The 16,059-nt window shown below is 63.6% G+C and carries 19 protein-coding genes; 4 read left to right on the top strand and 15 right to left on the bottom strand.

The annotated features are described in order from the left end of the window. The first annotated feature begins 114 nt into the window (after positions 1-114). Positions 115-315, top strand: coding sequence for a hypothetical protein (locus QZH52_RS29385; RefSeq protein ID WP_301814445.1), 201 nt, complete (start codon positions 115-117; stop codon positions 313-315). Between the two features lie 34 nt (positions 316-349). Here the strand turns inward: QZH52_RS29385 and QZH52_RS29380 are convergent, their stop codons facing one another. Further along, entirely contained in the window at positions 350-1,402 is a 1,053-nt protein-coding gene (locus QZH52_RS29380; RefSeq protein ID WP_301814443.1) for a serine hydrolase domain-containing protein, read from the bottom strand. A gap of 420 nt (positions 1,403-1,822) precedes the next feature. Between QZH52_RS29380 and QZH52_RS29375 the strand changes: the two genes are divergently transcribed. Then, complete coding sequence (locus tag QZH52_RS29375) at positions 1,823-3,544, top strand: T6SS phospholipase effector Tle1-like catalytic domain-containing protein (RefSeq protein ID WP_301814442.1); 1,722 nt, start codon at positions 1,823-1,825, stop codon at positions 3,542-3,544. 34 nt (positions 3,545-3,578) lie between these two features. Here the strand turns inward: QZH52_RS29375 and QZH52_RS29370 are convergent, their stop codons facing one another. Together QZH52_RS29370 and QZH52_RS29365 are read right to left on the bottom strand one after the other, a co-directional pair. Continuing rightward, positions 3,579-4,775, bottom strand: a complete 1,197-nt coding sequence (locus tag QZH52_RS29370) for a Fic family protein (RefSeq protein ID WP_301814440.1) — start codon at positions 4,773-4,775, stop codon at positions 3,579-3,581. A gap of 69 nt (positions 4,776-4,844) precedes the next feature. Then, positions 4,845-4,970 carry a hypothetical protein gene (locus QZH52_RS29365; protein WP_301814439.1) on the bottom strand — a complete coding sequence of 42 codons (126 nt, stop codon included), beginning with the start codon at positions 4,968-4,970 and terminating at the stop codon, positions 4,845-4,847. A gap of 209 nt (positions 4,971-5,179) precedes the next feature. Here QZH52_RS29365 and QZH52_RS29360 point away from each other — a divergent pair, with 209 nt between their 5' ends. Both QZH52_RS29360 and QZH52_RS29355 read left to right on the top strand, forming a co-directional pair. Continuing rightward, a complete protein-coding gene (locus tag QZH52_RS29360) occupies positions 5,180-5,779 on the top strand; it encodes an HAD domain-containing protein (RefSeq protein WP_301814437.1) in 600 nt (199 codons plus the stop codon). 13 nt (positions 5,780-5,792) lie between these two features. Further along, positions 5,793-7,373 carry an ATP-binding protein gene (locus QZH52_RS29355; RefSeq protein ID WP_301814436.1) on the top strand — a complete coding sequence of 527 codons (1,581 nt, stop codon included), beginning with the start codon at positions 5,793-5,795 and terminating at the stop codon, positions 7,371-7,373. Positions 7,374-7,417: 44 nt separating this feature from the next. On the opposite strand, the gene QZH52_RS29350 is transcribed toward QZH52_RS29355, so the two are convergent. From QZH52_RS29350 to QZH52_RS29295, 12 genes are all read right to left on the bottom strand, one after another. Then, complete coding sequence (locus QZH52_RS29350) at positions 7,418-8,026, bottom strand: hypothetical protein (protein WP_301814434.1); 609 nt, start codon at positions 8,024-8,026, stop codon at positions 7,418-7,420. Beyond that, complete coding sequence (locus QZH52_RS29345) at positions 8,023-8,265, bottom strand: hypothetical protein (protein ID WP_301814433.1); 243 nt, start codon at positions 8,263-8,265, stop codon at positions 8,023-8,025. The genes QZH52_RS29350 and QZH52_RS29345 overlap by 4 nt, the downstream gene beginning before the upstream one ends. A 131-nt stretch (positions 8,266-8,396) precedes the next feature. After that, entirely contained in the window at positions 8,397-9,251 is an 855-nt protein-coding gene (locus QZH52_RS29340) for a hypothetical protein (protein WP_301814432.1), read from the bottom strand. Between the two features lie 31 nt (positions 9,252-9,282). Further along, complete coding sequence (locus QZH52_RS29335) at positions 9,283-9,780, bottom strand: hypothetical protein (protein WP_301814430.1); 498 nt, start codon at positions 9,778-9,780, stop codon at positions 9,283-9,285. 27 nt (positions 9,781-9,807) lie between these two features. Next, a complete protein-coding gene (locus tag QZH52_RS29330; RefSeq protein ID WP_301814429.1) occupies positions 9,808-10,809 on the bottom strand; it encodes a hypothetical protein in 1,002 nt (333 codons plus the stop codon). A gap of 16 nt (positions 10,810-10,825) precedes the next feature. After that, positions 10,826-11,323 carry a hypothetical protein gene (locus tag QZH52_RS29325; RefSeq protein ID WP_301814428.1) on the bottom strand — a complete coding sequence of 166 codons (498 nt, stop codon included), beginning with the start codon at positions 11,321-11,323 and terminating at the stop codon, positions 10,826-10,828. A gap of 154 nt (positions 11,324-11,477) precedes the next feature. Beyond that, positions 11,478-13,154 carry a hypothetical protein gene (locus QZH52_RS29320; protein ID WP_301814427.1) on the bottom strand — a complete coding sequence of 559 codons (1,677 nt, stop codon included), beginning with the start codon at positions 13,152-13,154 and terminating at the stop codon, positions 11,478-11,480. A gap of 6 nt (positions 13,155-13,160) precedes the next feature. After that, a complete protein-coding gene (locus tag QZH52_RS29315) occupies positions 13,161-13,457 on the bottom strand; it encodes a hypothetical protein (RefSeq protein WP_301814426.1) in 297 nt (98 codons plus the stop codon). 120 nt (positions 13,458-13,577) lie between these two features. Next, entirely contained in the window at positions 13,578-14,393 is an 816-nt protein-coding gene (locus tag QZH52_RS29310; RefSeq protein ID WP_301814425.1) for a hypothetical protein, read from the bottom strand. Between the two features lie 119 nt (positions 14,394-14,512). Then, complete coding sequence (locus tag QZH52_RS29305) at positions 14,513-14,989, bottom strand: A1S_2505 family phage non-structural protein (RefSeq protein ID WP_301814424.1); 477 nt, start codon at positions 14,987-14,989, stop codon at positions 14,513-14,515. Further along, positions 14,986-15,513 (bottom strand): HAD domain-containing protein, encoded by a 528-nt coding sequence (locus QZH52_RS29300; protein ID WP_301814423.1) that lies wholly within the window; start codon positions 15,511-15,513, stop codon positions 14,986-14,988. Before QZH52_RS29300 ends, QZH52_RS29305 begins: the two co-directional genes overlap by 4 nt. Beyond that, on the bottom strand, positions 15,510-16,022 hold the full coding sequence (locus tag QZH52_RS29295) for a hypothetical protein (RefSeq protein ID WP_301814421.1): 513 nt from the start codon (positions 16,020-16,022) through the stop codon (positions 15,510-15,512). The genes QZH52_RS29300 and QZH52_RS29295 overlap by 4 nt, the downstream gene beginning before the upstream one ends. Between the last annotated feature and the right edge of the window lie 37 nt (positions 16,023-16,059).

The raw sequence follows: 16,059 nt of genomic DNA, 5'->3' as shown, positions 1-16,059 counted from the left end.
GGGCCGCGTGCTGGACGAGGTCTCCCTGGCGATCGATACCGTCGAGGGGACCTTGCACAAGCATGGCGTACCCGAACTGGTGGCCGTCTGGCACGCGGAGACACCAGCAAGAAGTTGCGCGAAGGCGGTTGCGCGGAATGGGCGGACAACCTGGTCGTTGTCACCGGCCGCTTCCCCGTCGAGGAGGTGAACAAGTGCGTGGGTTCGATGACCTATGCAGGCATCTTCTACAAGCGGCTGATCGCCGGCGAGATTGAAGAGCTTCCTCTCTTCGTCGTGACCTCGGAAGAGTCGAGCGAGCGGCCCTCTTGTTGACCGGTTTGATGGCGATGGACGGCGCTTTATCCAGCTAGGCTAATGGGAGAGTTGCGATCAGGCGCCTAACGAAGGCTTCCTTTTCGTCGCGGGACTCGACCGAGCGATTGAACATGAACGCTATGTCAATGTTCGCGAGGGATTGCGCCCACGCCCAGGTTCCACTGAAGTCGCCCGAGCGTGACGTGCCCGGGGAACGCCCCCCGCGGCCCCAGACCGCAAACCGTGTCCCGAGCCGTGCGATGGCCAGTGCTGTCGAAACAAGGCCACCGGCGCCGGCGGAGTTTTCAAGAATGAAGCCGCCGCCGTACGCCATTGGCAGCATCTGATCGCCGCCAGGGATGAGTTGCGTCAGGCCCGTGTGAGGATCGTCGTAGGAGACTTCGCCGGGAAGTGCGCCACTTTTCAACGTTCGTCCCTGCCAGACTTCGCTCGTCACCTCTCGGTGAAGGAACGAGACAAAGTCCTCTCGCGCTGCCTTCTCAACGACCGCGGTGAGCACCGCGTACCCGAGGTTGCTGTAGTGCTCCCTTGGAATCTGGAACCCCGCGCCTGGATCAAGGAAGCGGGGCAATCTTTGGTCGCGGTAGGTGTACTCGACCAGGTTGCGCAAAGTCGGCGCGTGATTGATGTTCAGCGTTATGCCAACCGCCCGGTTGTCTATACCGTGCTGGAGGAACGCCTTGTGGTCGAGCAACTCCCCCACCGTGATCGTGTCCATCCCCACATCGGCCGGCGGGCCGAGCGGGGGCAGGCCCTCGTTCAAAAAGGGAAACGCGGGGGTCTCCCAGGTCAGACGTCCCATTGCCACAAGGCGCGTCAGAGCTGCGCAGGTCAACATCTTCGAAACGCTCGCCAGACGGAACTTGCTGTCTGGCTGCGTGGCTGGATAACCTGGTGTCGAATGGGTGTAGCCGCGGTGAACCAGAACAGTTGCGCCTTTCATGACAGCCAGAGCGGCGGCGCAGATTTGGTGCTCGTGCATGAACTCATGAAAGACATCGTCAGCTGCAATGCACGCTGCATCGATTTGGCCGGAGCTTGTTTGTTGATGGAACATCGTCGCAACGTTTGGCCCGGTTGCCATGGCATCTCCTTTTTGCAGCATCTGTCCCGGCCAGGAAAGCCTGGGCTGGGAGGGGCCTCGGCTGGTGAGTTCCAGCGAACAAGTGGCGACCCGAGTGTGGCCAACGGCCACTTGGGCTCGGCCAGAGGCTGAGCCAGCACCGATGAAAAGAAATGGCCAAGCGGCAGAGTGCGATTGCCGTGACTTCATCTCTTCCGAACTGCGGAGAGCCTCTCCCAGGAGTTCAAGTCTACGGACGGCGATTGCGGCTTGCATCCCCCGCATGGCGGAGGTTAGGCGCCGTCCTTGGATTTTGGAGAACGCATGGATCAACCGAAAATATCGGCCGGCGAGATACCCCCGCGTCTGACTCCCTTGAGGAGAGGAGATCCCTCCGCAGTTTCGGGAGAGCGAGGCTTGTCAGCAAGTCCTCCGGATGCGATGCTCGGCGCCGCCGCGCTGACAACGGTAACCCGTCAACCGGCTCGCAAGAAAAAACCGAAGAGGGGCTCTCAGATGACGCAAAACGAGGATCGAGGTGCGCTTCGTCAGTCGCGCCGGGCGGACACTCTCAAGCAGTGCATGCAGGCCGAAGCCGAATGGACACGGCAGCCGGGACGGAACCTGGTCCTCTTTTTTGACGGAACAGGGAATCTGCTCGGTACCGATGAGGACACGAACGTCGTCAAGATGCTTCGCTTGCTCAAGAAGCGCATGCCCTACAAGGCCGCAGTCGAGCAGATCGCGTTCTACGACCCAGGTGTCGGGACCAACAACAACTTCCCGCCGGCCGGGGTCGCGGCGCGTTCCAGGAACAAGTGGCAGCTGCTGCAGGGGCTGGCACTTGGGCAGGGCGCCTTCGAGAACGTCGCCGAAGGGTATGAGTTCCTCTGCCGTGAGTACCAGCCCGGCGACCGGATCTGGTTGTTCGGCTTCTCCAGGGGCGCCTTCACAGCGCGCGCCGTCGGCGGCATGGTCAACATGTATGGCCTCGTCTATCCGTCTGGGTTGTCGATCGTGCGCACGCTCGTTCGGACCTACTTCGCCGACTCGACCACAGATCGGAGCAACTTCGCGGCAGATGTCATGGAGCAGTTCTCGCTGGGACGGGCGCCACTGATTCACTTCACCGGCGTCTGGGATACCGTCGAGACGATTGGGCTGACGGGCGGCGTCGCTATCACCAATTCATCCGAACTCGAGCACAAACGATTCGTCCATGTGCGCCACGCACTCTCGCTGCATGAGACGCGGGACAAATACAGGCCGCGCGAGTACACCCCGCCGACCTTCACGAAGGAAGAAGAGACCTTCCGTTCCTTCAAGCAACGCTGGTTTAGAGGGGTCCACAGCGACATCGGTGGCTCGTACGCCGAAGATGGGCTGTCGAACATCACTCTGAAGTGGATGGTCGAGGAGGCGGAAGCGTGCGGACTGGAGTTCGCCTCGCACCAGGAGGTTGTCGGGGAGCCGAAGCAGCCGATGCACGATCAGGTCCTCGATAGCCCGTACTGGCTGCTCACAGGGTTGAACACGCGGGAGCGGAAAACGGTGGAGGCGCCGATTGATCGATCGGCTCTTCCGGTTGCAGCTGCGACGCCGGCCAAACGCACCACGAAGAAGTTTGTCACCACACATGCAGGCGTTCTCCTATTTTACGCTGCCGCGGTGCTCTACCTCGTGACTTCCTACTTTGGCAAGGCGGCCTGTGACGTCGGCAAGAGTCCGGAATGGGTCGCCTCCATTCCGTTTGCGTTCCAGTTGCTCGCACCGTTCCGGGGCGAGCTGAACATTGCTTGCACGGATGCTGGCATCAACAACGCGATGTTCTCGGACACTGTATTCCTCTTCGCATACTGGGCCTGGCTGCCATACCCGCTCGCATGGTCCCTTCGTCGTCTCTGTGCGCGCGCGATCGACGTTGGCCGGGCGCTTCCCTTCGCCACTCGCAAAGTTCACCTCGCGCTCTGGCTGGTGCTTGGGTCCGACTTCTTCGAAAACGTCTTCACGTTGATTCTCGCCACTAGCTCGTCCTGGCTGGCCTGGGTGGTGGCGTTCCTGTTTGTAGCGAAGCTGGCAGGGCTGCTCTGGGTCTTGGCGGTGTTTGCCGTAGGTGCGATCGTTCGACGGGACACTGGAATCGGGCCCGTCCAACCTGCTTGAGGACGTTGGCCTGGTCGGCGAGGCTTCCGAACGTTCAGGCGGCTTCTCGCGGGCTCATGCCCGGCCGTTCGCCGGCTGAGTCCTGACGCTGCGCGAACCGCTCAATGTCCGGCAACCGAAGCCCATACGGAGCCCCGACGAACGGGTTGTCGATGCAGGCGCCAACGATCTGCGTGACCCGGTCCATGAACTCGGCAGAATCGACCAGGTCGACGCTCGACGGAACGTTCACCTCACCGCCCTCGAGGACCCTGCGGCGCACGGCCTGGCGCAGCTCGTTGTCGTAGCGCAGGTCGATCTCGTCCGGATCGCGCTCGATCTGGGTGATCGAGAAGCCCTCGAACGACCGGTGACAGGCCTGCACGAAGACCTCGGCCAGGATGCGCGGATCCTGCTGCTCGTAGACCGCGGCGAGTCCGAGTTCCATCTCGTCCTTGTTCACGTCTAGCCAGCTGATCGGAAGGATCCCGTTGCGCAGGAGCGGGATGTTGGTGCAGATCCGGCCGACGCGCTTGTTGCAGTCGTCGAACGGCTGCAGATAGGGGAGGTGGACCAGCAGGAACAGGGACTGCTCGTAGGGGTCGTTGATCTGGGCGGCCTTTTCGACCACCAGGCTGAAGAGCCGCTTGATCTCGGCGGGAATCGAGGGCGGGATGTAGCTGCTGTCCCCGATCCGCACCGCTGTCGCGCGCATGGCGCCCTGGCGCATCGGGTTCTTCAGCAGTCCGCTGGACAAGATGGCATGGACGCTTCGGATGTCGTGTTCAGAAATCCCGACGTCGCCCTCGCGCGTGGGGTGGTGGATGCCTTCGATGATGAACTTCGCAGCCTGGAAGTGGTTCATCAGCACCTTCCGATCGCGCGGGGCGAGGTTGGTGATGGGTGAGTCCTCTTCGAAGAAGTTCTTCGTGGCCAAGTGCCCGTAGTCGACGCCTTCTAGGCGGCTGGAAGCGTAGGAGAGGTCGCTCATGAAGCGACGCATTTCACGGTCCTGCCGGGCACCCCGTTCCCAGGTGCCAGGCGCGCAGGCGACGTGCAGACCCGCCAGTTCATCGCCGCGGAGGTAGTGGGTCTCGTTGGGGATGTAGCTGTCCAGCAGGCCGTGGTCGTATGCGACACGGGGCCGCGCATGCGCATCGGTGGACAGGTGCCTGTGCAGCGCGGCCCGGCGCAGCACATCTGTGGGAATGTAGTAGGCGCTGCGGCGGCTGCCGGCGTCGATCAGCTGCACGAGGCCTTCCTGGCTCAACTGCTTGAGGCGGCGCCATACGGCGGTGCGCTCAATGCCGACATCCGCATCCTAGACCATCGAGCACTTGTCCATCAGCTCGCCGATGGAGATGCCGTCGTTGGCGCCAGCCATGCCGATGTGGTACGCCAGCTCCCGCTTGTGCGGGTCGGTGATGTGCTTCAGATCGATGTGCATGTCGCGGCGGCCTTGTTTTGTCCGTGAAAGGCTCATGCTACGAAAACACTCTTGGTCTGCGTGCGATTGTTTCGAGCATTGTTGCGCGGCGCAACAATGAGCGTAACAATGGTGTGCCTGCTTCGCCAGCGGCTGAAACATTCAGTTCGATACGGATCTGCTCCGAGATAATCCGTCCGTATAGCTACAATTCTGCGAACGAATAGAAGATGATCATGCCGCCGCTCCAGTCTTACTGCCAAACGATTCTCTGCCTGGACTTTGACGGCGTTCTCCACCGGGCTTCCGATGCGATCCATCTCGCGAGCGGCCCCACGAGCGGCCCCCTCCTTGCGGTTCAGATGAAGGCCCAGGGCCGCCTCGTTTGGCTGGACCATCTGGTCGACGTCCTGGCAGACCGGCCCGACGTGGCGATCCTCGTGCACTCGACCTGGCGCAGGAAGTTCGACCAGGCGACGTTGGCGCATCTGCTGGGCGAGCTTGGTGATCGAGTCCTCCAGCCGCCGGGCTACTTCGTGGACCTGAGCGCGCCCGCGCCTGAGTTCATCCGGCAATCAATCGATTGGATCAACGAATCGCGTCGCGAAGCCCACGTGGCGGAACTGACGCTGGACGAGATCGTTGTTATCGACGACCGGGCGGAGTTCTTCGCGAGCGACGACGGCGTGGCCGCCCGACTACTTCTCTCAGACCCGAATCAGGGCCTGTCCGTACCCCAAACGCGTGGACGCCTGGCTGCAATGCTTGATGCGGCCCGAAGCGACTGTGCGGCGCCCGAGCATGGCGTCGGGCCCACCTCGAAGTTCTGAGGGCGGCGTTCCAGTGGCGATCTCCGCAGTCTCCGATGCCGGGCTCGCGCCGCGGCCTTCCGTGATTCAGCCGGTGCAAGCTGTGCATGCCGCCGCCTCGCCCGCCGTCATGCGGATCATCTTCGGCTTCGACGATCCGTTGCTCCAGCGCGGGCAGCAGGTGCCGGTGGCCTGGTCCGAGGCGGACGCCGTCAACGGGCACATGCTTTTGGCCGGCAAGTCCGGCAGCGGCAAGACGTTCTCGCTGCGGCGCATCGTTCGCCAGATCACCCGCGCGCAGCGCAATGTCCGCGTGCATCTGATGGATGTGCACGGCGATCTCGAGCTGGACGACTGCTCCACCGTCATCTTCTCGGAGTCGACGCCCTACGGCATCAATCCGCTGAAGCTCTCGTCCAACCCGCACTACGGTGGCGTGCGAAAGCGGATCCAGGCGTTCATCGAGATGGTGAACGACTCCAGCCGCACGCCGATGGGCGACCGGCAGGTGGCCTCGCTGCGGAACCTGCTGCAGGACCTGTACGCCATGCACGGCTTCCGCGCCGACGATGCGTCGACCTGGCACGAGGAGCCGGGCGACCTGCCGGCCGGCGAAGGCCGCGTCTACTTGGACATTCCGTTCGACTCGAAGGACAGCGCGAAGGACGCGGCGCGCGCCGCCGGCCTCACGCTGCAGTTCGATCGCGATGCGCGCTGCTGGTGGACAGATCGGCACGAGGGCCCGCTCGAGCGGTACCCTCAGAAGCGCTTCGGCAAGCACTATCCATCCCTCGCAGAAGCGGCCGCGTTCGCCAAGACCCGGCTGCGGACCCTGACCACCGGAGGCGGAACGAAGTCCACTCGCCTTCTTGAACTCCACAACAAAGCGGTGGTCGCGTGGCAAGCGAAGGCCCGCAAGTTCGGCGCAGGCCTGGCCAACGGCGAGGACGTCGAGGAAGCCCGGCAAGAAGTGGAGCGCGGTGTCGACGGCGTGATCGAGTCGTTCAGCGAGTACGTGGCCGGCATTGCGACCGGCAAGGAGCTCGACTCGCTGATCCGCTACGACACTCTGGACACCATGCGGTCGATCGTGAACCGTCTCGAGACCATCGAGTCCAGTGGCATCTACCGCAGCGCAGAGCCGCCATTCGATGATGCCGCACCGGTGTGGCGGTACAACCTCACTGCCTTGTCTACGACAGAGCAGAAGATGTTCGTGTGGACCAGGCTCACCGAGATTTTTGAGAATGCTCGAGAACGTGGCATCGTGAAGGGCGCGGCAGAGATGCGAGACGTGATCGTCGTAGACGAGGCACACCAGTTTTTCTCAGAAAGCTCTGTAATGGATCGCCTCGCGAAGGAGGCCCGCAAGTTTGGCATTGCGCTTATCGCTGCGAGCCAGAGCCCGACGCACTTCTCCGAGGACTTCCTGGCCAACTGCGGCACCAAGATCCTGCTGGGCCTGGACTCGCTCTACTTCGACGGCACCGTGCGGAAGATGCGCATCGACAAGGAAGTGCTGAGTGCGGTCGTTCCCGGCAAGGTGGCGGCCATCCAAACCTCGGTGCGCGGCGAGCAGGAGCCGCAGTTCAAGCTCGTGAGGGTCTCTGGGTAGGACTTAGCGTCCAGGCGACCTAGTCGGAGTGAGCCGTGAGGCCGCTATTCCGCTTCTCTGACTCGAAAGTACCCGACGATGCAGTCGGACTGGGGGACTGCCAGCTGGATGTGCGTGTGACGACGGATGGCAGATGTGTCGACAACGGGATCCCCCTGGGTAAACGGGCCGCGCACGGCCTGGTAGATGGGAAGTCCTTGTTGCATTCGCCCTTCATGCAGCAACTTGAAGACGGCGCGATCCAGGTTGCGCAGGAGCATCTCCTTGTCATCGTCCGAGGCGGGCTTGTTGATGGGCATCTTCGTGCCCTTAGCATGCATCACCTTCACGAGGCTTTGGTGGGCAATCAGGAACTCATCGATTCCTTCCTGCGTTGCCATATCAAGCCACCGTTCCACGCGAAGGATCACCCCGACAACCGATGGCTTTTCGATCGGTTTGGCCGTGTACTTGCGTTCTGGATTCGCTGCAGCTGTCTGCGCGAAATATAGAGCCCGTTTCCAGTCATCCTCGAAGAAGTAGATGCCTGGCCCGAGCCAATCGTAGGGGTTGCTGCTTGGCTTCAGGTCGAGAGAGCCATCCAGGAGGGCGTCCCGAACTTTTCGGTCGCAGCCATGGTGAGCGACAACCAGGCGGCCGGCGGAGCCGCTCACTTCTTGTACTTGGCCGACAGATTACCCGAGCGGGTCAAGATGCCCGCCTTCTCGGCTGCGCGGGTGGCGTCCTTGACGCTCATCGGCTTCAGCGTTCCGCCGAGCGTCGCCGCCTTTGAACGCGCTTTCGCTGGGGCCTTCTTCTGAGCGACGACGAAGCGCCCGTCCGAGGCAAGGCGGATAGTCACGCCTGCCCGCGACTTGGCAGCGGACTTCGGCTTGGGGGCGAGGGTTGGCATGGCCCTAGTTTCGCTCAAATGGCGGGATTTGTCCTGAGGGCCGCCGTCGGTGGCTGATCGGGCAGTCCGTCGGCCCGGGACGGCGGCAGAAGGCACGGGTGGCCGCGCCGCGCATGGCTGGCGCTGGAGTGTCAGCTGGCCCGTTGGGCTTCGCTTTCGCGCCGGCCGTTGTGCCGATCGGCAACCCGACCCAGAATCGACGACGCATCGGACCGCCAGGCACTCGTCGCGCCGCTGAACGCCGACTTCGCGCCCTCGTCGCGCGCCGATGCGAACAGGCCTGTCACCTTCTCCTTGATCTCGTCGAGCCAGTTGGTATCGGCCGGCCCTTGCACGCGGTCCGGGTGCATACGGTCGACGCCTTCGTTCGACACGCGCTCGCTGATGGCGGTGGCCACATTGCCCCTGGCGGCGATGTAGGTCAGAGCGTCCTGGAGCTCGGCGCCGGTGGCACGCGCCGCGGCGAAGTCGACGAGCTTTCGGTTGCCCAGCTCGGTAGCGACCTTGAGCCAGTTGATCCGCGGATCGCGGCCCGCGCTGGCCTGAAATTCCTGCTCGAACGACTGCACTGCGGAGCCTTGCTGGCGGAAGAAGCCGCGGCGCATCCACTCGGCCGCTGCCCGCTCGTCAAGGTTCAGGACAGCCGCGCTCGAGTCGACATCGGGCGATTCCTTCTTGAGTGCTTCGACGTCCAGGTGGAAGTTGTGGGTCTCGTCCTTCATGACCAGGGGTGCGACCTTCATGGCCACGAACCCAAGGGCGCCGACGGCGAGCAGCGGGAGCATGACGGCCGGGGCGCTGTCGCCGAGCATCCTGCTGGCAGCGATGCCGCCGAAGACGGCGCCGAAGCCGACAGGAATGGATGCCTGGGTGGCTCGATCCAGCATTCGGACAACGCCTGTGGTGTTCCCGTCGCCCCAGTACCTGGTTTCGAGGTCGGTGCGCTTTTGGATGGCTTGAGTCGGTGTCCCGACGACGGCTTGCATGGTGACGATGGTCCTTTGGTTGGTTGATGGGTCAGCGGGGCCGGGGGAGTTGCTGGACGGTCAGCTCCTCGAGCAGATGCAACTCCGCGTCGAGATCGGATGAGGACGCGCCACCGAAGAATGATGTCGAGGGGTCATGGGCAGCCGCAGCGCTCAGCGCCTGCTCAAGATCGTCGAGCGCTGCGTATGCAAAGCGAACCTGCCCGCTCAAGAAGAGGTTCGGCAGCTCGTCGGGGCTGTATCGCTTGTCGCGAATGGGAACGCCAAACAGGAGGCAACCTCGCTTGGTGCCGCCGGAGGCCTCCGCGATCATGTCTTGCATCGCTTCAAGTTCGTTGCTGGACAGAATCGCGATGGGGTTCAACGCTTTTCCGTGTGCGGCCACGAAGGCATCCAAAGCGGAGGCCGCGTCGTCGGCGAGGACCGGAGTGCTATAGGGGGCTTTCCCCGAAGACACGGCGGCGTATAGATCATCGATCAGACGGGTGGAAGCCGTGCGCTCGACGGCGCGAAGAATGTATGCGGGCATGAGGCGAATGCGATTCCTCGGGCGGGGCTAGAGCGAAGCAGTCTCGCGCAGCGGCTGCGCGACTTCACGGAGGCGGTCGTGGCGCGTGGCCACGCGATCGAGCATCGAGGGTGCATCGCTCTTCCAGTCGCTGGCATCAGTTGCGAATGCGGCCTTCACGCCCTCGTCCGAGGGGCCCTGGGCGCCGCCGGCGGCGCGGAGGGCGGCCGACATGCTCCGAACTTCTGCCACGCCGGCGTCAATCTCGCTGCGCTCCGAGAGCAAGCCGGTGACCTTCGCCTTCAGGTAGGAGAACCAGGTGGCATCCCTGGGGCTGCGCAGGCTGTCGGGGTTGAGGCGTTCGAGCTTGGCCGCCTGGTTGATCTGGACTTCCTCCTTCACGACCCGGCGAGTGATGTCTTCGGCGACGCCGCCCTTGCCGGCGATGAAGGAGAGGGCGTCTTGAACCTGGTGACGGTTCGCAAAGTAGGCTTCGAAGTCGACGAGCTTCTTGTCGCCGTTGGCGATGCCGACCTTGAGCCAGTTGACCTGGGGCACGCGACCGTGCTGCTCCTTGAAGTCATCGCTGAAGCGCGCGATCGCCTTCGCGAGGTTGGCCTTCGAGACGTAGGGGTTGCTCATCCACCGCGCTGCATCGGTCTCATCGGCCGTCAAGCCCTTGGAAAGGAGCGCGCGCGCCGCCGGCAGTGGCGCGACTGGCGGCTGGATGTTGCCTGCGGCAAGGCCATCCCTGAGCTGGTAGAACTTGCCTTCCTGATGGTCCTTGGCGAGTTTCGACACGATGCCACCGGCCAGCCCGCTATAGGCCACGGCCGTGAGGGCGGCGATCGCTGGGATCGCGGCACCGGTGACGAACGCCGCGGCGGCGCCCAGGCTTGCGATGCCGCCAAGCGTCAATGAGCCGAGCTTTGCGTTCTCCAGGGACTTGATGATTCCGGTGGACTTGTCGTCGCCATAGAACTTGGCGATAAGCTGGTCCTTCATGTGGTTGACCACGAGCTGGGCGGGAATTCCGACGATGGGTGACATTGTGATCTGTTCCTGGTCAGTGAATGTTGAAATGCTTGTTGGAGAACTCTTCCAGCAGGTTCAATTCCGCCTGGATCTCCACCGAGGTCACGCCTCCGAAGAAGACCGTGTCGGGCTGGTTGGCGGTCGCAGCGGTGAGCGCGTCGGCCAGGCTCGTGTGGGCCGTGTAGCTGAAGCGGATCTGACCCTGCTCGAAGAGCTGCAGCAGCTCGACATCGCTGTAGGCCTTGCCGGTGTTCGGGGCCCCGAACAACAGGCAACCGTGGCCGCTTCCGCCGGACGCGTCCGCGATGATTTCGAGCATCAACTCGAGCTCGCCGCTGGTGGAGATGCTGAAGGGGTTGAAGCTCTTGCCGTGCGCCGCGACGAATGCCAGCCAGGCCGAGGAGAAATCGTCCGCGAGGATCGGTGTGACGAAGGGGGCCTGTCCGGGGAGGACGGCTGCGTTCAGGTCATCGATCAGGCTGCTGGCGCCAGAGAGACGGGAGACCGCTCGGAGAATGTAGGCAGGCATCGCATGGAGGCTAGTTTGGGTGGAACGAGCCTATCCACGAAAGCAGCTTTGCGGTGCAATGTTTTCTTGGGTGGCCTTTTTTCGCGTGTCTGCGAGATGACATTGCTGCGGTCTTTGTTGCGCAGCGAAACAATCGGCGCAATAAAGAGGTCAACTACGGCGCCTCGCGCTGCCCCGACATCTCACGCGTGCGCTGCTCGTGGAAGGCGGCGACGCGGCCCAGCACCGACGCTGCGCTGCTCTTCCATTCGTTGACTGAGCCATTGAGGGCGGCTCGTGCGCGATCCGGGGACGGGACCACGATCGCCTGTTCCGGAGCTGCGGCGCGTGTCTCGCGGGCGCCACCTGCGATGAATCGGTCCATCTCCGTTGTCGAGGAGGCTCGGGGCGCCGCAGCCTCGGTGGACCGGCGATCCGGTGCTGCTCGAGGTGGCTTGCTGTGGCTGGCGGCGGCGGCCAGGTTCATGGCCTCCCGCAGCGACGGCTTGGCTGCCGCGGCTTTCGCGGGCGGCTCGGCCGCTGCCGGGGCCTGAGCCGTCGTGGTGGTCGGGGCCCGCTCAGCCACAGGTGCTGGCGCTGCTGCCTTTGCCGCCGGCGCTGGTGTCGGTGCGCTGACCGTGGTCACCAGCGCCGCCGGGACCGAGGTGGCTTGCGCCATCCGCTCGACTGGTACGTGGAGCTGGGCCGCCGGCTCCTGGAACTTGCGACCCGTCAGCGCCATTACCGCGTCGACGCGGTCGCTCGCCAGCGGATCCGCACGCTTCACGGTGTTGGCGGCCACGGCGATCGGCTGTCCGAGTTTCTGGGCCTGCGCCAGGTGCTGCTGATGGGTGCGGTGCGCAACGTCGTAGAGCGCGGCGCCGTAGGACATGCTGGCCGCATGACTCTGGACAGCTTCGTAGGACCTGGTCTCCTGTTCATCGAGTGGCGCGCCGGCGAAGATCTTTTCCCGCAGGTTGCTGCTCACGTTGTAGGTCGCGGAGACAGCGACCATGCCCAGGTGCGGGTACCGGTTCATGTTCGCCTGGCCTTCGGCGAGGAACTCCGCAGCCTTCTTGGCGCCGCGCACCGGGTCGGGGTCTTCGGCGCCGGCGTGCTGCTGGTCGATCTCGAAGAGGCCGTAGCTGGCCCTGGCCCCGCTCTTGAAGACCTCGTCGATCGACTTGCCCTTGTTGAGCAGCTCGACACCCTTGCGATCGAAACCGACCTGAACGACGCCGCGGCTCTCCGTGTAGTAGGCGCCAGCGATGAGGCGAGGCTCGACGCGGATGCGCCGTTCCTTGTAGAGCTCGGCCGAGGCCTGGTCGGCCAGGCGCGCCACATCCCATGGATGCAACGTCCAGTGCGTCTCTTTCTGCTTGGTGGCGTTGTTGAAGACGCGAGTGGCGATCGGGGCGAACTGGCCATAGGCCAGAACGGCGGTCTGCTCCGCCGACGGCATCTCGATCTGTGCGTCCTTGGGGAGAGGCAGTGCGCGCGCCATCTCGGCTGCTGCTCGCGTGTCAGAGGGCACCGGCTTGCTCAGGATCTGAACGCGGGCCCGGTCGGTCTCGTGCATGACGGGCGCGGCGTGCATCGCGGTGGTCTGGGCGCCCTGTGCGGCACTGGACGCCTTCGCCGCGGGCGCGACCTGCTTCGCCTCGTGCCCGCGGGCCTGCATGTCACCAATCACGTCGGCGATCTTGTGGGCACCCGGGCCCATCATGGCGGCCGTCGCCGCGACGCCAGAGGCGAATAGCGCCGCCGCCTTGAAGAGCTTGGAGCTCTTGCCACGGACCTCGACGTCGGCGGCTGGAACCGGCGTGCCTTCCTTCAGATCTCCTTCAGTCACGTGGCATCAGCCCTTCATGCGCTCGGTGGCCACGGGCTCGCCGGAGTCCTCGTCCAGTTCGGCGAAGACCAGACCGTCGTCGGAAAGGAGCTGCTGGATGACCTCGGGGGCGAGTGGCTCGGCATCGGAGCCCAGTTCCTCGGTGGTGCCGTCTTGACCGGTGACGGTCAGGTGCGTGGCGTGCACCTCCACTTTGCTGAACGGCAGGCGGCCGGCGCGGGGCAGGGCGCCGATGGCGAACTGGGCGGCCTCGCCTTCGCCCAGGCGGACGATGGCGAACTCAGGGGATTCGGGTTGGGTCATGGGGCCTCGCATGTTCATGGCATCCCGCGCGCGAGCAGGTGCGATGGCGCAATGCTAGGACGGAATCCGGAAATCGAGACAGATGTTTTCTTCACCCCTGCTCCGACCGACGGAGGCTGATCAACGGCGATGGGCCAGGATCAACTGCTTTGCACGGTCGAAAGCTGCTTCGTAGCGATCCCCTGAGTTCCGTCTCAGCCTCTCCACGACCTGCGCCTGTGCTTCACTGCTGACAGCGAACTCGAGCACGCCGAAACGCGCTGCGATCTCGGTTAGGGACGATCGGCCCCAGGAATCCTCAGCAATCCCATCGGGATGGATGACAACACTATGAAAGTAGCCGTTCTCGCCGCGCTCTGTTCCTTCGAACTTCTGAGAAAAGCGCTTGGCGAGCATCGCCGTCGGCTGCAAGCCGGTCAATTGATGCATTGCCTCAGCGAAAGGAGCGCATCGACCAAAAGTGAAGTGCGCAGCCTCGCTCGCAGGAATAAACGGCGCCGTCCGCGGTGGAATGGCCGAGAGAAATTGCTGGTTCGCCCGAATGGCTTCGATTGCCAAGGCGATCTTTGCCTCGGAGGGCTGAAATCGCAATGGCAGCGAGGCGAGCCGTTCCTCATCATAGAAGCGAGTCAACACCCCGCCGGGACCCGTCGCAACGCGCGGGACTGCCTTCATGATGATGCGTTCGTTGAACTCGAAAATCGTTCGAACTCCTCGCACATCGAAGACCAGGTCATCGCTATTGGCGACGTAGACGCGCATTGGCTTGATCTCATCGTCGCGCGGCGTTCTTGAGGTCGACCACCAGTCAACGTGGAGCAGCCAGTCGGTCAGCCGCGCCAAGGCCACTGCGAAGTTGACGCAGTCTTCGTTCTCCCACTCTTCGACTAGCTCCACTGCGAAAGCGGCGCGCTGCTTGTTTCTGGCTTGACCCATCTTGGCCCTCGAGAATTGAGGCTAGTACTGTAACGGGCCAGGTCTCCTTGCGGCCGGCGTGTTCCTCGTTGTTGCTTTCGCACGTGAGCGACGCTGGCTTGCGTCACGTCCGGACCTCGCTATCGAGCAGGTATCGCGTCCCTCCGATCAAGGGCACCGAAATGGTTAGGCGGGGAGGGGAAGCGGATGGCAGGAGTGCGCGGAGGAGAAAGGCGTGCGCGAGGTGTGGTGAGTACAGCCAGGAATTCGGCAGGAAGGGCGCAATTGGCAGGAGCGTCAGAAAACATGGGTGCGATCTCTCCGTGCTTGTAACCCGACAGGCCGCAACCGATCGGTGTCACCTCGAACACCAGGTCGGGGCGGCTGGCGGCGAAGGCCAGGAAGCGCGCGATGTGCCGCTGGATCTCGGGTAGCGCCAGCGGCACCAGTGTTCGGTCAGGAAGCTGCCCCTTCGTGGGGATCGCATACGAGTTGCCCTGCAAACCTTCTCCTCGCCCGTAGATCGCCCCGCGTTGTTCCCGGGCGAAGAGGGCGGCTCCCATTCCGTGGCGCCCGGCGGTGTTGCTGCCGAAGACAAAGACAGGAGGGGTGCTCATGCGCGAGGAGCTGGAGCGGCGGCGGAAGGAAGCTCATCGGACTGCGGCAACAGGTCGTAGACGTTCAGGTCGAACTTCTCAACCAGGTCCCGCAACGTGGTGAAGCACAGGCCGTCGCCATAGGTTGTTCGAACGAAGTGGGGGCGTTGGATGGCCAGCATCTCGTCCATGTCGTCGAGGATGGCGAACTGTTCAATCTCTGGATGCATGTCAAGCCAGGCTTGGATCTCGACGCCGCGGCGGCCAAGGGCCGGGGTCTGGCCGATCGTCGGAAGGTCCAGCGCACGGCCGAACTCGGTCCAGTTGTGGGCGGCGCGGCGCGCGGACGAGATGACGACGCCGACCTGCCCAACATCGCAGAGCCGGCGGACCAGGCCGAGGGCTACCTGGTCGAACTTCAGCACCTCCCCGGGGCTCAGATCCTTGGGGATGCCGAGCGCGAGCTCTGAGCGCGAGCTCGTGAGGACGCCGTCGACGTCGAGGAAGAGTGCTCGCCGCGCCTGGTCCACCCGGCCGACGGTCAAGGCCGCTCGGCCTGCAATCGCAACTGGTACTTCGTCGGCGAGTTGAGATCGTCGAGAGGAACATCGAGGGCGGAACCGTACGTCAGGATTGTGTTCCCCAAACTCGCCTCGCGGAGCGTCGTTCGGGGGAGATCCACCGTTTGGCCTTGAATCGTGAGCTTGTCGATCTTGATCACGTGTCGCTCCTGGACGGCGACTCGCACAACGACGCGATCGTCGAGGATCGCGATGGGGCTCACGATCACGGACAAGCCTTCAAAGATGGTCCCCTTCACCGCCAGCGCTTGGCCTTGCGCATCAACGTTCGATTCGCGGATGTATTCGACAGGCGTGCCACCCAGGCGCGTCTCGGATCCGCGAGTCACGATCGCAGACTGCTGCTTCATCGCCTTGCCCGATTGACCAACCGAAAGAGTGATGCCGACTTGGGTGTTGGCTGGCAGCTCGCCGGCGATCGCCAAGAGGGGGAGGAAAGCGCAGGCGCCGAGGATAAGTCGCTTCGTGTTCATGGATTGAATCAGCTTTGGTACTGTTGCGAGAGAAATG

It is taken from the genome of Variovorax ginsengisoli, from assembly GCF_030486595.1.
In the GTDB taxonomy this organism is placed as follows: Bacteria; Pseudomonadota; Gammaproteobacteria; order Burkholderiales; family Burkholderiaceae_C; genus Variovorax; species Variovorax ginsengisoli_B.
This window is presented reverse-complemented; position numbering and strand designations above follow the sequence as displayed.

What these genes read in the sequence shown, in the direction of transcription:
- QZH52_RS29380 (WP_301814443.1), bottom strand. Translation starts at nt 1,402, where the DNA reads ATGGCAACCGGGCCAAACGTTGCGACGATGTTCCATCAACAAACAAGC.
- QZH52_RS29375 (WP_301814442.1), top strand. Translation starts at nt 1,823, where the DNA reads ATGCTCGGCGCCGCCGCGCTGACAACGGTAACCCGTCAACCGGCTCGC.
- QZH52_RS29365 (WP_301814439.1), bottom strand. Translation starts at nt 4,970, where the DNA reads ATGCACATCGATCTGAAGCACATCACCGACCCGCACAAGCGGGAGCTG.
- QZH52_RS29360 (WP_301814437.1), top strand. Translation starts at nt 5,180, where the DNA reads ATGATCATGCCGCCGCTCCAGTCTTACTGCCAAACGATTCTCTGCCTG.
- QZH52_RS29345 (WP_301814433.1), bottom strand. Translation starts at nt 8,265, where the DNA reads ATGCCAACCCTCGCCCCCAAGCCGAAGTCCGCTGCCAAGTCGCGGGCA.
- QZH52_RS29340 (WP_301814432.1), bottom strand. Translation starts at nt 9,251, where the DNA reads ATGCAAGCCGTCGTCGGGACACCGACTCAAGCCATCCAAAAGCGCACC.
- QZH52_RS29335 (WP_301814430.1), bottom strand. Translation starts at nt 9,780, where the DNA reads ATGCCCGCATACATTCTTCGCGCCGTCGAGCGCACGGCTTCCACCCGT.
- QZH52_RS29330 (WP_301814429.1), bottom strand. Translation starts at nt 10,809, where the DNA reads ATGTCACCCATCGTCGGAATTCCCGCCCAGCTCGTGGTCAACCACATG.
- QZH52_RS29325 (WP_301814428.1), bottom strand. Translation starts at nt 11,323, where the DNA reads ATGCCTGCCTACATTCTCCGAGCGGTCTCCCGTCTCTCTGGCGCCAGC.
- QZH52_RS29315 (WP_301814426.1), bottom strand. Translation starts at nt 13,457, where the DNA reads ATGACCCAACCCGAATCCCCTGAGTTCGCCATCGTCCGCCTGGGCGAA.
- QZH52_RS29310 (WP_301814425.1), bottom strand. Translation starts at nt 14,393, where the DNA reads ATGGGTCAAGCCAGAAACAAGCAGCGCGCCGCTTTCGCAGTGGAGCTA.
- QZH52_RS29305 (WP_301814424.1), bottom strand. Translation starts at nt 14,989, where the DNA reads ATGAGCACCCCTCCTGTCTTTGTCTTCGGCAGCAACACCGCCGGGCGC.
- QZH52_RS29295 (WP_301814421.1), bottom strand. Translation starts at nt 16,022, where the DNA reads ATGAACACGAAGCGACTTATCCTCGGCGCCTGCGCTTTCCTCCCCCTC.